14 protein-coding genes are annotated in these 14,048 nt (G+C 67.6%); 8 read left to right on the top strand and 6 right to left on the bottom strand.

The window, feature by feature from the left end; all coding sequences use genetic code 11:
* Positions 1-173 precede the first annotated feature (173 nt).
* A complete protein-coding gene (locus VJ673_RS09285) occupies positions 174-470 on the top strand; it encodes a type II toxin-antitoxin system Phd/YefM family antitoxin (protein ID WP_324125797.1) in 297 nt (98 codons plus the stop codon).
* A gap of 2 nt (positions 471-472) precedes the next feature.
* A complete protein-coding gene (locus VJ673_RS09280; RefSeq protein ID WP_324125796.1) occupies positions 473-874 on the top strand; it encodes a type II toxin-antitoxin system RelE/ParE family toxin in 402 nt (133 codons plus the stop codon).
* A 1-nt stretch (position 875) separates the two neighbouring features.
* Here the strand turns inward: VJ673_RS09280 and VJ673_RS09275 are convergent, their stop codons facing one another.
* From VJ673_RS09275 to VJ673_RS09250, 6 genes are all read right to left on the bottom strand, one after another.
* The gene (locus VJ673_RS09275) at positions 876-1,109 is read right to left on the bottom strand and encodes a formate dehydrogenase subunit delta (protein ID WP_324125795.1); all 234 of its coding nucleotides are present in this window, start codon (positions 1,107-1,109) and stop codon (positions 876-878) included.
* A 3-nt stretch (positions 1,110-1,112) separates the two neighbouring features.
* Positions 1,113-1,961, bottom strand: a complete 849-nt coding sequence (fdhD, locus tag VJ673_RS09270) for a formate dehydrogenase accessory sulfurtransferase FdhD (RefSeq protein ID WP_324125794.1) — start codon at positions 1,959-1,961, stop codon at positions 1,113-1,115.
* Between the two features lie 79 nt (positions 1,962-2,040).
* On the bottom strand, positions 2,041-4,941 hold the full coding sequence (gene fdhF / locus VJ673_RS09265; protein WP_324125793.1) for a formate dehydrogenase subunit alpha: 2,901 nt from the start codon (positions 4,939-4,941) through the stop codon (positions 2,041-2,043).
* 19 nt (positions 4,942-4,960) lie between these two features.
* Entirely contained in the window at positions 4,961-6,520 is a 1,560-nt protein-coding gene (locus tag VJ673_RS09260; RefSeq protein ID WP_324125792.1) for a formate dehydrogenase beta subunit, read from the bottom strand.
* Positions 6,517-6,999 (bottom strand): formate dehydrogenase subunit gamma, encoded by a 483-nt coding sequence (locus tag VJ673_RS09255; protein ID WP_324125791.1) that lies wholly within the window; start codon positions 6,997-6,999, stop codon positions 6,517-6,519. The genes VJ673_RS09260 and VJ673_RS09255 overlap by 4 nt, the downstream gene beginning before the upstream one ends.
* A gap of 213 nt (positions 7,000-7,212) precedes the next feature.
* Positions 7,213-7,695, bottom strand: coding sequence for an Lrp/AsnC family transcriptional regulator (locus VJ673_RS09250; protein ID WP_324125790.1), 483 nt, complete (start codon positions 7,693-7,695; stop codon positions 7,213-7,215).
* Between the two features lie 85 nt (positions 7,696-7,780).
* Between VJ673_RS09250 and VJ673_RS09245 the strand changes: the two genes are divergently transcribed.
* The 6 genes from VJ673_RS09245 to VJ673_RS09220 all read left to right on the top strand — a co-directional run bounded on the left by VJ673_RS09245 (position 7,781) and on the right by VJ673_RS09220 (position 14,044).
* Complete coding sequence (locus VJ673_RS09245) at positions 7,781-8,650, top strand: EamA family transporter (RefSeq protein WP_324125789.1); 870 nt, start codon at positions 7,781-7,783, stop codon at positions 8,648-8,650.
* Positions 8,651-8,850: 200 nt separating this feature from the next.
* A complete protein-coding gene (locus tag VJ673_RS09240; RefSeq protein ID WP_324125788.1) occupies positions 8,851-9,891 on the top strand; it encodes a beta-ribofuranosylaminobenzene 5'-phosphate synthase family protein in 1,041 nt (346 codons plus the stop codon).
* 54 nt (positions 9,892-9,945) lie between these two features.
* On the top strand, positions 9,946-10,857 hold the full coding sequence (locus VJ673_RS09235; RefSeq protein WP_324125787.1) for an NAD(P)-dependent methylenetetrahydromethanopterin dehydrogenase: 912 nt from the start codon (positions 9,946-9,948) through the stop codon (positions 10,855-10,857).
* A gap of 40 nt (positions 10,858-10,897) precedes the next feature.
* Positions 10,898-12,124: an ATP-grasp domain-containing protein gene (locus tag VJ673_RS09230; RefSeq protein ID WP_324125786.1), complete on the top strand. Its 1,227-nt coding sequence runs from the start codon at positions 10,898-10,900 to the stop codon at positions 12,122-12,124.
* Entirely contained in the window at positions 12,075-13,082 is a 1,008-nt protein-coding gene (gene mch / locus VJ673_RS09225) for a methenyltetrahydromethanopterin cyclohydrolase (protein WP_324125785.1), read from the top strand. The genes VJ673_RS09230 and mch overlap by 50 nt, the downstream gene beginning before the upstream one ends.
* Positions 13,079-14,044, top strand: coding sequence for an ATP-grasp domain-containing protein (locus VJ673_RS09220; protein WP_324125784.1), 966 nt, complete (start codon positions 13,079-13,081; stop codon positions 14,042-14,044). Before mch ends, VJ673_RS09220 begins: the two co-directional genes overlap by 4 nt.
* Positions 14,045-14,048 lie beyond the last annotated feature (4 nt).

Raw genomic sequence — 14,048 nt, 5'->3', positions numbered from 1 at the left:
GGACATCGGCGGGCGCATCCTGCGGGAGCAGGCGGAGCAGGGTTACGGCGCCCGCGCCTCGGCACGTAGAGGTGGGCGAGCATCGGGGTGCCCATCACCGTTGTTCTATCACTCCTCTGCCATTGATCTGTATGATGTACAAAATCATGCACAATCAGACGGTGAGACTCATCATGTCGATCTCTGCCCGTGACGTCATCCCTTTCTCGCAGGCCCGCGCCAACCTCTCCGACTTGGCTGATCAAGTCAAAGCCGGTGCCGAAAAGATCATCACAAAAAATGGTGAAAGCTACGTTGCGCTGATCGACTCGGATCGGCTGGACTATTACCACCAGTTGGAGCGGGAACGCATCCACCTGCTACTCATCAGCGAAGCAGGCAAGGGGCTGGACGATATTGCGGACGGGCGTTCCAGCGACGCGCGTACGGCTTTGCAATCCATCAAGCGTCGCCGCAAGGGCGGCGCCTGATCGTGCCGCGCCAGGAATCCCCGAAGGCCACCGTCAAGCTCACAGCCAATTTCGAACGCAACCTCGAAGAGATCGAACGCTTCCTGACCGGAGCCGAAGCTCCCCAGGCCTTCGATGCACTGCTCGATGAGCTGACGGACACCGTCATCCCCAACCTCGAACGCTTTCCTGCCATGGGGCGCTCGTTCCTGAGTCGCTCGATCCGTTCGGTCGAGGCCAGTAATGGCGTCGACATCCTTCGGGGCAAACTAATAAAAATCGGTGAAAACGCTGAAATTCGTGAATACGTGCTTCAGCACTACCTGTTGCTGTACGCCTGCATCGAATCGGAGATCCACCTGCTCTCCATCCGGCATCACAAGCAATTGTCGTTCGACTTTCAGCATCTCTGGACAGACCGTTAGATTAGGTCTCTCCGACCGGAGAAAGCATCGCGACCGCCTCCGCGACGAGCGGGGTGATGCCGAGGTGTGCCGCGCCGCCGGCGCTGACCCGCTCGATCAGCGCCGTTCGCAGTCGTGGCTCCCAGAAGCGGGTGAGGTGGTCCGCCACCTCCTGGCGCGCCGCAGCGCGGTCCGGCCAGGCTTCGAAGAAGCGGCCGATCTGGTTGGCCATTTTGACGAGATTGTCGATGTCCATCGATCAGGTTCCGATGAGTTGATCCGGGTGGGTGTAGGCCGTCAGGCGTCCGGGACGGGCGAGCCCGATCAGCGTGACATGGGCGGCGTCGGCGACGCGCACCGCGTAGGCGGTCGGGGCCGAGATCGCGGCGAGGACGCCGATGCCGGCGCTGGCAGCTTTCTGCACCATTTCGTAGCTGGCGCGGCTCGTCACGAGGGCGAAGCCGGTCGCGGGATTGATGCGGCGGGTGGCGAGCGCGCCCGCGAGCTTGTCGAGAGCGTTGTGACGGCCGACGTCTTCGCGCACGAGTTGTAGTTTGCCCTCATTGTCCGCCCAGGCGGCGGCGTGTGCGGCGCCGGTCGCGCGATGCAGCGGCTGCCAGGTGCCCAGCTCCGTGAGGGCGCGCTGGATCGCGGAGGCACGCACGGCGCTGCGGGGTGCGACGGGGGCGGGCGTGCGCACTGCGGCGTCGAGGCTGTCCACGCCGCACAGTCCGCAGCCGGTGCGGCCCGCAAGGTTGCGCCGTCGCTCCTTCAGACCGAACATTCGTTCCGTGGCGATATCGAGGCGCACTTCGATGCCGCTTGCGCCATGGACGACTTCACAATCGTACAGTTCGCCGGGGGTCTGCAGGATGCCTTCCGACAGGCTGAAACCGAGCGCGAAGTCCTCCAGGTCGGCCGGGCTCGCGAGCATCACCGCGTGTGAGATGCCGTTGTAGACCAGCGCGACGGGGACTTCCTCGATCACGTTCTCCACGCTCGCGAGCACTTCGCCGTCGAGGAGCCTGCATGCCAGGACGGTTGCGCGGGCGGGCCAGGGCGCGGCATCCAACACAGGGCAGGCCTCGACTTTCGCCTGGGCGTTCATTGGACGACCCTCCTGTCGCTGCGCGACGTTCTCCCCAAGGGAGGGCGAGCGCCCCCTTCGGACGGCCGCGCGGGCGCGCTCACGTGCGTTCTCCGCTGCCGGCCAGCGCCCGCGCCGCTGCGTCACCGCCAGGCAGCAACCCTGTCTGCTTGCGGTGGTGCTGCCGGTAGCGCTCCTGCCATTCGGAGGGCTGCGCAACTGGCATCACCTCGACGGCGGTGACCTTGTACTCGGGGCAGTTCGTCGCCCAGTCCGAGTTGTCGGTGGTGATGACGTTCGCGCCGGACTCGGGGAAGTGGAAGGTCGTGTAGACGACGCCCGGTTGCACGCGCTCCGTGATCGTCGCGCGCAAGACGGTCTCGCCGGCGCGGCTCGCGATGCCGACCCAGTCGCCGTCGCGGATGCCGCGATCCTCGGCATCCTGCGGGTGGATCTCCAGTCGGTCCTCGCCGTGCCAAGCGACGTTGGCGGTGCGCCGCGTCTGCGCGCCGACGTTGTACTGCGACAGGATGCGGCCGGTGGTGAGGATCAGCGGATAGCGCTTCGTCACCTTCTCCTCGGTCGGCACGTACTCGGTCGGCATGAAGCGGCCCTTGCCGCGGACGAAAGCGTCGATGTGCATGATCGGCGTGCCTTCGGGCGTGGCGTCGGTGCAAGGCCACTGTACGCTGCCGAGCCGGTCGAGTTTCTCGTAGCTGACGCCATGGAAGGTTGGGGTCAGCCGCGCGATCTCGTCCATGATCTGGGAGGGATGCGCGTAGTCCATCGGGTAGCCCAGCGCGTTGGCGAGATCGACCGTGACTTCCCAGTCTTCCTTGCCGGCGAGCGGCGGCATCGCCTTGCGGACGCGCGAGATGCGCCGTTCGGCGTTGGTGAAGGTGCCGCTCTTTTCGAGGAAGCTCGCCCCGGGCAGGAAGACGTGCGCGTATTTCGCGGTTTCGTTGAGGAAGATGTCCTGCACGACGACGCATTCCATCGCTCGCAGCGCCGCCTCGACGTGGTGCGTGTTCGGGTCCGACTGCGCGATGTCCTCGCCTTCGCAGTACAGGCCGAGGAAGCTGCCGTCGAGGGCCGCTTCGAACATGTTCGTGATGCGCAGCCCCGGCTCGGCGTCGAGCGTCACGCCCCAGGCGTTTTCGAAGAGGCCGCGTACCGAGCCGTCCGAGACGTGGCGGTAGCCCGGCAGCTCGTGCGGGAAGGAGCCCATGTCGCAGGAGCCCTGCACGTTGTTCTGACCGCGCAAGGGATTCACGCCGACGCCGGAGCGGCCGACGTTGCCCGTCGCCATCGCGAGGTTGGCGATCGCCATGACCATCGTCGAGCCTTGGCTGTGCTCGGTGACGCCCAAACCGTAATAGATCGCGCCGTTGCCGCCGCCGGCATAGAGGCGTGCCGCGCCGCGCACCGCTTCGGCGGGGACGCCGGTGATGTCGGCGGTTGCCTCGGGGGAATTTTCCGGGCGGGCGACGAACTCGCGCCACATCGCGAAGGAGGCGTCGTCGCAGCGTTCGGCGACGAAATCTTCGGCGACGAGCCCTTCGGTGACGATCACGTGCGCGAGCGCGTTGGCGATTGCGACGTTGGTGCCGGGCCTGAGCTTCAGGTGGTGGGCGGGTTCATAGTGCACGCCCTTCAGGAGATCGATCTCGCGCGGGTCGATGACGACGAGCTTCGCGCCCTGGCGCAGGCGGCGCTTGAGCTGCGAGCCAAACACGGGGTGGCCGTCGGTGGGGTTCGCGCCGATCACGAGCACGACGTCCGAGTCCATCACCGAATCGAAAGTCTGCGTGCCGGCCGACTCGCCGAGCGTCTGCTTCAGGCCGTAGCCGGTGGGCGAATGGCAGACACGGGCGCAGGTGTCGACGTTGTTGTTGCCGAAGGCCGCGCGGACGAGCTTCTGCACGAGGTAGGTCTCTTCGTTCGTGCAGCGCGACGAGGTGATCGCGCCGATCGAGCTGCGGCCGTGCTTTGCCTGGATACGGCGGAATTCGGAGGCGGCGTGGGCGATCGCTTCTTCCCAGCTGACCTTGCGCCACGGCTCGTCGATACTCGCGCGGATCATCGGCGTCGTGATGCGGTCGGGGTGCGTCGCGTAGCCCCACGCGAAGCGGCCCTTGACGCAAGAGTGGCCGTGGTTCGCGCCGCCGTCCTTGTGCGGCACCATGCGCACGACTTCGTTGCCCTTCATCTCCGCCTTGAAGGAGCAGCCGACGCCGCAGTACGCGCAGGTGGTGATCAGGCTGCGCTCGGCCTGGCCCATTTCGATGACGGTCTTCTCCATCAGCGTCGCGGTCGGACAGGCCTGGACGCAGGCGCCGCAGGAGACGCATTCGGAGTCCATGAAGCTCTGACCCTGGCCGGGGCTGACGCGCGATTCGAAACCGCGGCCGGCGATCGTCAGCGCGAACGTGCCTTGCGTCTCTTCACAGGCGCGCACGCAGCGGTTGCAGACGATGCATTTCGACGGGTCGTAGGCGAAGTAGGGGTTGGAGGTGTCGACAGGGGCGCGGCTGGCTTCGTCGAAGTGGTTCTTGTTATGGATGCTGCTCGGCGTGGTGTAGCGCACCTCGCGCAGGCCGACGACGCCGGCCATGTCCTGCAGTTCGCAGTTGCCGTTCGAGGGGCAGGTGAGGCAGTCGAGCGGGTGGTCGGAGATGTAGAGCTCCATGACGCCGCGACGCAGATCGGCGAGCTTGGGCGTCTGCGTGCGCACGACCATGCCGGGTTCGACGGGCGTTGTGCACGACGACGGGTAACCGCGGCGGCCGTCGATCTCGACGGCGCACAGCCGGCACGAGCCGAAGGGCTCGATGCTGTCGGTGGCGCAGAGCTTGGGGATGGCGATGTCGATTTCCTGGGCGGCGCGCATCACCGAGGTGCCGGCCGGCACGGTGATCTCGACGCCGTCGATCGTCAGGCTGACCATTTCGTCGGACTCGCGTTTGGGCGTGCCGTAGTCCGTGTCGCGGGGAAGGGACATGTTGTTCTCCTGGGCGGCTTCAGGCTGCCGCCTGGTCGTTGGCGCGCGGGACGCCGAAGTCTTCGGGGAAATGCTTCAGCGCGGACTGCACCGGGTAGGGCGCCATGCCGCCGAGCGCGCACAGCGATCCGGCGAGCATCGTGTCGCACAGCGAGCCGAGCAACGCGATGTTCTTTCCGCGCTCTTCGCCGGCGATGATGCGGTCGATGACCTCGACGCCGCGCGTCGAGCCGATGCGGCAGGGCGTGCATTTGCCGCAGGATTCGACGGCGCAGAATTCCATCGCGTAGCGCGCCATCCCGGCTATGTCGACCGTGTCGTCGAAGGCGACGATGCCGCCGTGACCGATCATCGCGCCGATGCCGACGTAGGCTTCGTAGTCGAGCGGCACGTCGAACTGCGACTCGGGCACGTAGGCGCCGAGCGGCCCGCCGACCTGCACCGCGCGGATCGGCCGTCCGCTCGCGGAGCCGCCGCCGTAGTCGTACAGGAGTTCGCGCAGCGTGAGTCCGAAGGCGCATTCGACGAGGCCGGTGCGCTTGAGGTTGCCGGCGAGCTGGAAGGGCAGCGTGCCACGCGAGCGGCCCATGCCGTAGTCGCGGTAGAAGGCCGCGCCGCGCGCGAGGATCACCGGCACCGAGGCGAAGCTCATGACGTTGTTGATCACCGTCGGCTTGCCGAAGAGGCCCGCGATGGCTGGCAGGGGCGGCTTCGCGCGCACCGTGCCGCGCTTGCCTTCGAGGCTTTCGAGCATCGAGGTCTCTTCGCCGCAGATGTAGGCGCCGGCGCCCATGCGGACTTCGAGCTCGAAGGCCTTGCCCGAGCTCATGACGTTGGAGCCGAGGTAGCCCGCGTCGCGCGCGCAGCTGATCGCCGCCTGCAGGGTGCGGAAGGCATGCGGATATTCCGAACGCAGGTAGATGTAGCCTTGCGTCGCGCCGACCGCGACGGCGGCGATGGTCATGCCTTCGATCAAGCAGTAGGGGTCGCCTTCCATCAGCATGCGGTCGGAGAAGGTCCCCGAATCGCCTTCGTCGGCGTTGCAGACGACGTACTTGCGATCGGCCGAGGCGTCCGCCACGGTGCGCCACTTGATGCCGGTCGGGAAGGCCGCGCCGCCGCGGCCGCGCAGGCCGGAGTCGGTGACCTGCGCGACGGTATCGGCGCCGGCCTGAGCAAGCGCGCGGGTGAGGCCTTCGAAGCCGCCGTACGAGCGGTAATCGTCGAGCGACAGCGGGTCCGTGAGGCCGACGCGCGAGAAGGTCAGGCGCTGCTGGCCGGCGAACCAGGGCTGGTCTTTGACGCAGCCGATCGCGAGCGGGTGGGCGGCGCCAGCGAGGAAGTCAGCTTCAAACAGTCCGGACACGTCGTCCGCCTGCACCGGGCCATAGGCGACGCGGCCGGCCGGGGTCTCGACTTCGACCAGCGGTTCGAGCCAGAACATGCCGCGCGAGCCGTTCCGCACGAGGGTGACGTCGAGGCCGCGCTTGGCGGCTTCCGCGGCGATTGCGCGGGCGACGCGTTCGGCGCCGAGCGAGAGTGCGGTCGAGTCGATCGGGACGTAGATGCGGGTGCTCATGCAGGCTCCTTCGCGGCACGCAGCGCGGCGATCTCGGCGTCGAAGCGCTTCGCGTCGACGCGGCCGACGATCTCGTCGTCGATGCGGATCGAGGGCGAACAGGCACAGTTGCCGAGGCAATAGACCGGTTCGAGCGTTACCGCGCCGTCTCCGGTGGTCTCGTGGAAATCGACGCCGAGGCTCGCCTTCGCGTGTTCTTCGAGCGCCATCGCTCCCATCGAACGACAGGACTCGGCGCGGCAGACCTGCACGACGTGACGGCCGGCCGGGCGAGTGCGGAAGTGGTGGTAGAAGCTGATCACGCCGTGCACTTCGGCGCGGCTCAAGTGCAGCGCTGTGGCGATGGTCGGCACCGCGTCGTCCGGCACCCAGCCGATTTCGTCCTGGATCGCATGCAGGATCGGCAGCAGCGCGCCGGGCAGCGTGCGCCGGTCCTCAACGATGCGTCGGATCGTCTCCGCCGTGGTTTCGTCCGCCATGAAGGGTCTCCGTCGGGGGCAAGTGAGGCGATGAGAAACCGATCGGAGCGCGAGGCGACTCGGGAGGGAGGGAGGGTGAGACGGTTCGCGTCATCCGATCGGGTGACGCGAGCTTAGGCGCGGGCTGCGGCGAGGGAAATCGGGAAATTTTGGACGCATATTCGCTTTTTCCGAACACACGTCGAGATCACGCAGATTCGCGCAGTCCCGCCTTCAGATATCGACGGAAAGTCCGACCTTGACCCGATCGAGCACGACAAGGCTGCGATAGGTCAAGACGCTTTCGTTGTCGGCGAAGAGGCGACGTGCCAGCGCTTCGTAGGCTTCCATATCCTCCACCAGGACGACCAGGATGAGTCCGCCGTTGCCGGTGACGTAGTAGCACTGCTGAATCTGCGGCACGCTCTTGAACAAGGCCTTGGCGGGATTCACGACAGAGGATTGGTCGCTCTTGAGATGCACTTCGACGATGACGGTGATCGCCTGACCGGCTGCTTTCGGATTGATCACCGAAACGTTCTTCTCGATCACGCCGCTCTTCTCCATCTCTGCGATCCGTCGCTGGACCGAGGCCGCAGACAGATTCACCTGGTCGGCAATCGAGCGTTGCGGTGTCTTGTTGTCCGCCTGAAGTATCCGCAGGATCGTCCGGTCAAAGGCGTCGAGCTCTGCCCGCTTTGTCGTCTGGCTGGCCATTTGCCTTCCGTTTTCGAGTGGTTGTTTCATTCTTGCACCGCAAATCGAGAAAAATCATCCGAGTTCCGATTTTATGATTCGATTCATGACTCGGAGCAATTCAACGTTCGAATCGCCTGCCTGGATGGGCCCAGCGATCGTATTTCTGTCCCTGGCGATTCAGAACCTCGGCGCGGCATTCGCGAAGTACCTCTTTCCCTTGGTCGGCGCGGCGGGGATGACGACTCTTCGTATCGGGCTGGCAGCCATGCTCCTGCTGCTCATTCGACGCCCGTGGCGATCAGTGCCCGGACGCGAGCACGTCGGCGCAATCCTTCGCTATGGCGCGATGCTCGGCTTGATGAACCTCGTCATCTATCAGGCGTTTGCAAGAATTCCGATCGGGATCGCGGTTGCGATCGAAGTCCTGGGACCCTTGGCGGTGGTTCTTGCGGGTGCGAAACGTCGAGCCGACTTCGTGTGGCTTTTCGCAGCCTTGCTGGGGCTGGGACTGTTGCTGCCGCTCAAGGCTCAGACTTCCAGCCTGGATCTTCTGGGCATCGCATTCGCGCTCGCTGCTGCGGCTTCGTGGGCGCTCTATATCGTATTCGGCAAACGACTCGCGGGCGCATCGAGTGTCGACGGGGTCGCCTGGGGAATGCTCGTTGCGGCCATTTTCACCGCACCGCTGGGGATATGGCAGGCGGGCAGCACCTTGCTGACTCCCAACATTCTGCTGATGGGACTGGCGGTCGCCGCACTCTCGAGCGCGCTGCCTTATTCGCTCGAAATGATCGCATTGCGACGAGTCCCGGCGCACGTGTTTGGCATTCTTGTCAGCTCTGCACCTGCGGTGGCTGCGCTCGCAGGCTTCCTCGTGCTCGGAGAGAGTCTGCAAGCCGTTCAGTGGCTGGCGATCTGTCTCATCATGGTCGCCGTGGCCGGAAGCACCCTGAGTGCCCGTCGAAAAGCGTGACCGCGGTTCGGTGATGCCCGCTCTTTAAGGAAAACCGCGGGCGGGGTGCGTCACTCGCGTGACACAGTGTCCCGCCGCAAGGCCGGTAAGCCGCGCGATGCCTTGGTTTTCGGGGCGGACAGCGCCGTGGCCCGGAGCTTGCTGTGAATGTCGCAGACCTCTCTGCCCCGGCAGGGAGCCCGTACTCGACAGGAGCACCGATGACGATCGCCTCATTCGCAACCCCGGTGTCCGCGTCCGCCGTCGCGCTCGTCGATGCGCCGGCGCGGCTGCACCTCGGTTTCCTCGATCCGAACGCCTCGCTCGGCCGCCGTTTCGCGAGCCTGGGGCTGGTGATCGACGGAATGAGCACGCGGCTAAGCGTATCGGCGTCGGCGCGCGACGCGATTGAAGTGCCGGCCGACTGCGGCGACGAGATTCGCGAGCGCCTCGCCCGGCACCTCGCCACCTTGCGGAACGAGACTGGTATACAAACGCCGGTGCGCCTGACGCTGCATCGCAGCCCGCCGGCACATGCCGGTTTTGGCTCCGGCACGCAGCTCGCGCTCGCCGTGGGGCGCGCGTTCTGCGCATGCCATCACCTCGATCTGGACACCGCCCGCCTTGCCGCCTTGCTCGGCCGTGGCGGGCGTTCGGGGGTCGGCATCGCCGGCTTCGACCGCGGCGGCCTGCTGCTCGACGGCGGACCGGGCGCCGACGGCGCGACGCCGCCGCTGCTGGCGCGTATTGCGTTTCCGCCGGCATGGCGGGTGTTGCTGGTGCTCGACGAGCGGCAGGACGGGCTGCACGGTGCCGACGAGCGTGTCGCGATGGATTGTCTCGCGCCCTTTCCGCGCGAGCTCGCGGCGGAGCTGTGTCATCAGGTGCTGATGCGCGTGCTGCCCGGTGCAATGGAGAGCGAATTCGAGCCCTTCGCGGAGGGCGTGTCGACGCTGCAGCGGCTCATCGGCGACTACTTCGCGCCGGCCCAGGGGGGCTCGATGTACACGAGCCCGGCCGTCGCACGCGTCCTCGAATGGATTCGCCCGCGCTATTGCGCCGGTATCGGGCAGAGCTCGTGGGGGCCGACCGGCTTCGCGATCGTGCCCTCGGCCGAACGTGCCGCCGAAATCGTCGCTGCCGCGCGCGCGGCCGGGGTCGTCGATCCGGCGCTGCGTCTCGCCGTCGTCACCGGGCGCAACCACGGTGCGCGGCTCGACGACCAACTGTCTTCTCCTTGGGGCGGCCGCGGAAGCGTCTGACGACGCTTCCCGCCGTTCCCTTTTTCTATTTTCCTTCGCCCACGGACGGAATCCATGTCAGCCCGATACATCCTCCACATGTTCACCCCCTCCGGCCAGATGAGCCCCTTCGACATCAATATGGCGGTCGATGCCGGCTATGACGTAGTCGTGCCTTACTGCGGCGTGAAGGCCGAGGAAATTCGTGGTCTGACGCAGGACGCGATCTTTTCGCGCGGGCCGAAGGGCGTGAAGGCCACCGGCATTTTCATCGGCGGGCGCAGTGTGATCGCCGCCTCCGACATGCTGGAGACTGCGCGCAAGGCGATGGTGCCGCCCTTCGAGGTGTCGGTGATGGCCGATCCGAGCGGTTCGTACACGACCGCCGCGGCCCTCGTCGCCTGCGTCGAGCAGCAGTTGAAGCGCGCGCACGACACGAGCTTCGCCGGCAAGCGGGTGCTCGTGCTTGGCGGCACGGGCACGGTGGGGCGCATCGCCGGGGTGCTTGCGGCCGGTCTCGGCGCGGAAGTGTCGCTCGGCCATCACGCCAAGTTGTCGTCGGCCGAGGCCGCGGCGGCGGAGACCGGCGAGCGCTTCGGTTGCCAGCTCTCCGGCGCAGACGCCAGCACGCCCGAGGCGCGCCGCGCGGCACTCGCCAAGGCCGACATCGTGCTCGCGGCAGCGGTTGCGGGCGTTCAGGTCGTCTCCGCGGAGGAGCGCGCCGCGGCCGCGCAGCTCCTCGTCGCCGCGGACGTCAATGCGGTGCCGCCCGAGGGGATCGCCGGCGTCGGCGTCATGGACGACGGCAAGCGGCTGCCTGAAGGCAAGGGCGTGGGCATCGGCGCGCTCGCGATCGGCAACGTCAAGTACCAGACCGAGCACCGCCTGCTGCGCACGATGCGTGAGACCGAGAAGCCGGTTTATCTCGGCTTCCGCGAGGCTTTCGCGATGGCGCGCGAGGTCATCGCCGAGAAGGCCGCCCGCTGACCTGCCAAACGCGCCGCCCGCCGACCCAGGAGGAAACATCATGGACCCGCTGCTCGCCGTTGCCGCGCTGTCTGCGCGGATGCTTGCCGAGGTCGCTCGCGGTAGCGGGTTCCGCACCGTCGCGCTGGACCTCTTCGGCGACCGCGACACGAGGCGTGCGGCGGAGGCGTGGTTTCCGATCGGCGAAACGGCGCGCCTCGTGATCGACTGCGAAGCGCTGACCGACGCCTTGCGCCGGTCGCGCGAGGCGGGTGCCGAAGCCTGGGTCGCAGGGAGCGGTTTCGATGGCTGTCCGGAGCTGCTCGCGGCCGGGGCTGAAGTGCTGCCGCTCGCCGGCAACACGGCGGAAGTCGTCGCACGCGTGCGCAATCCGGCGCTGTTCTTCGGCCGCCTCGCCGCGCTCGGCATTCCGCATCCGGAAACCCGCTGCGACTGTCCGCCCTCGCCGCTTGGCTGGTTGCGAAAGAACGCGGCGAGCAGCGGCGGCTGGGACGTTCAGATCGCACGTGTCGAGAAGGCGGGCGTCGGATTTCCGGCGGGCGGCGATACCTCCGGGCCGGCACCGGGCAGGGCGTCACGCATCTATTACCAGCGCATCGCCCCCGGCGTGGCGATGTCGGCCCTGTTCTTGGCTGACGGCCGCCGCAGCCGGCTTCTCGGCGTCAATCGCCAGACCGTGCGTCCCTTCGGCGACCGGCCCTTCATATTCCGCGGCTGCATCGGGCCGATCGGCGTCGCGCCGGCCGTCCAACGGACGCTGGGAGCGATGCTCGATGCGTTGACCGCCGACTTCGGCCTGCGCGGCTTGAATGGTCTCGATTTCCTGCTCAATGGCGACGAGATCCGCGTGATCGAACTCAACCCGCGACCGCCGGCGAGCGTCGCCTTGTACGGCAAGGCGCTGCCGGAAGGCTTGTTGCGGGCTCATGTCGAGGCGAGCCTCTACGGCCGTTTGGACGGGATCGCGCCGGCGGCAGGTTCAGCACGTCCGCGCGGCTTCGAGACCGTGTTCGCCAAGCGGGAGTGGGAAATCGACGCGTGGGCGTCCGACGCCCTCCTGCAGCGGACGTGGTGCCACGACGTGCCGGTCGCCGGGACGCGCATCGCACGGGGGGAGCCGCTATGCACGGTGTCCGCCGTGGGCGACAACCCGGCCGAGGTCGAGGCGCAACTGAGGCGGCGCCGACAACAGATTCCCTTTGTGATGGAGCAGTTCGATGAACGAAGCAGTGAAGGCGCTTGCGAGCGAGCGCACGAGTGTCAATGAACTCGCAGCCCCGCTCGTTGCCCGGCTGATCGGCCGCGCCGCCGAGTGGCGGCTCGACGTGCAGAAGACCGAGACCGGCGTCACGATCGTCGACGCGGGTATCTCCACGCGCGGCAGCGTCGCTGCGGGACTCGCGGTCGGCGAGATCTGCATGGGCGGGCTCGGGCGCGTGCGGCTCGCCTCCGAGGGCGGCCACGATGGCTGGCCGACCTGGCTGGAGGTTACGAGCTCGCAGCCGGTACTGGCCTGCCTCGCGAGCCAATACGCAGGCTGGAGCCTGTCGGCGAGCAAGGAGGAGGGCGGGGGCAAGAAGTTCTTCTCGCTCGGTTCCGGTCCTGCGCGCGCACTCGCATGCCGCGAACCGCTGTTCGAAGAACTTGGATACCGCGACCGCGTCGGCCCGGCGGCGCTCGTGCTTGAGGTCGACCGCGTGCCGCCGCCGATCGTCATCGACAAGATCCTGCGCGACTGCGCGCTCGAACCGTCGCAGCTCACGCTCGTGCTGACGCCGACGACGAGCCTCGCCGGCTCGACCCAGGTCGTCGCGCGCGTGCTCGAAGTCGCGCTGCACAAGGCGCACGAACTGGGCTTTGCGCTCGGCGACATCGTCGACGGGAGCGCCCGCGCGCCGCTGCCGGCGCCGAGCCCCGACGCGGGCGTCGCGATGGGGCGCACCAACGACGCGATCCTGTATGGCGGCCAGGTGCATCTGACCGTCGCCGGCGACGACGATGCGGCACGCGAGCTCGCGCTGAAGCTGCCATCATCGACGTCGCGCGACTACGGCCGCTCCTTCGCGGACATCTTCCGCGACTACGACTACGACTTCTATCGCATCGACGGCGCCCTGTTCGCGCCGGCCGAGGTCTGGGTCAGCAGCCTCGCGAGCGGACGCACGTGGCACGCCGGCAAGGTCGACATGGGCCTGCTGCGACGCCTGTGGCTGGACGAAGCATGAGCGCCGTGGCCCGGCCCCGCGTCGCGATCCTGACCGACGAGACCGGTTGGCACACGAGCCGCCTGCGGCGGGCATTGGCACGCCGCGGCTTCGACGGCCGCTGTGCGGATCTCGAGGACTGCCGCTTCGACACGGCCCGCGGCGGCTCCGGCGTCGTAATCCCGGGCTTCGGACGTTCGCTGCCGGTCGCCGCGATCGTTCGGGGGATCGCAGGCGGCAGCCTGGAGCAGGTTACGAAGCGGCTCGGCATCCTGCACGCGCTGCGCGAGCTGGGTGTGCCGGTCTATAACGACGCGCGGGCGATCGAGCGCAGCGTCGACAAGTCCATGACGAGCTTCCTGTTGCACCGCGCCGGCATCGCCTCGCCGCCCTCGTGGGCGATGGAGTCCGAGGCCGAGGCGCGGCGGCTCGCGATGGCCGAGACCGCGGCGGGGCGCTGCCTCGTGCTCAAGCCGCTGTTCGGATCGCAAGGCAAGGGCTTGCAGCGCGTCGGCTGCGTTGATGGGAACCCGGTGCCGCTCCCCGAGCTCGCCGACTACGGACGGCTCGCGTATCTGCAGCGTTTCGTGCCGCAGCCCGAAGGGCCCGGGGCGCCCGGCTTCGACTGGCGCGTGCTGGTGGTCGGCGGGCGGGCGGTCGCGGCGATGCGGCGCGTGAGCGCGCACTGGGTCCGAAACGTCGCGCAGGGCGCGCGGTGCCGGGCTGCGCCGATCACGCCAGCGCTCGCGACGCTCGCCGAGGGCGCGGCCGCGGCGCTCGGCATGGACTACGCCGGCGTCGACCTCGTACCTGACGCGACGGCGCCGCTCGGGGCGCAGGTGCTCGAAGTCAACGGCGTCGCCGCGTGGCGGGGGTTGCAGTCGGTGACCGGTTTCGATATCGCGCAGGCGATGGTTGACGACCTCCTCGGCCGGCGCTTGGGCATCGCGCTCGCGCCGGATGACGAATTGTGCGCGGGTTAGCCCC

This window comes from Aromatoleum sp. (assembly GCF_035254505.1).
GTDB lineage: Bacteria > Pseudomonadota > Gammaproteobacteria > Burkholderiales > Rhodocyclaceae > Aromatoleum.
The sequence above is the reverse complement of the archived record's forward strand: the minus strand, read 5'-3'. Positions and strand labels throughout refer to the sequence as shown.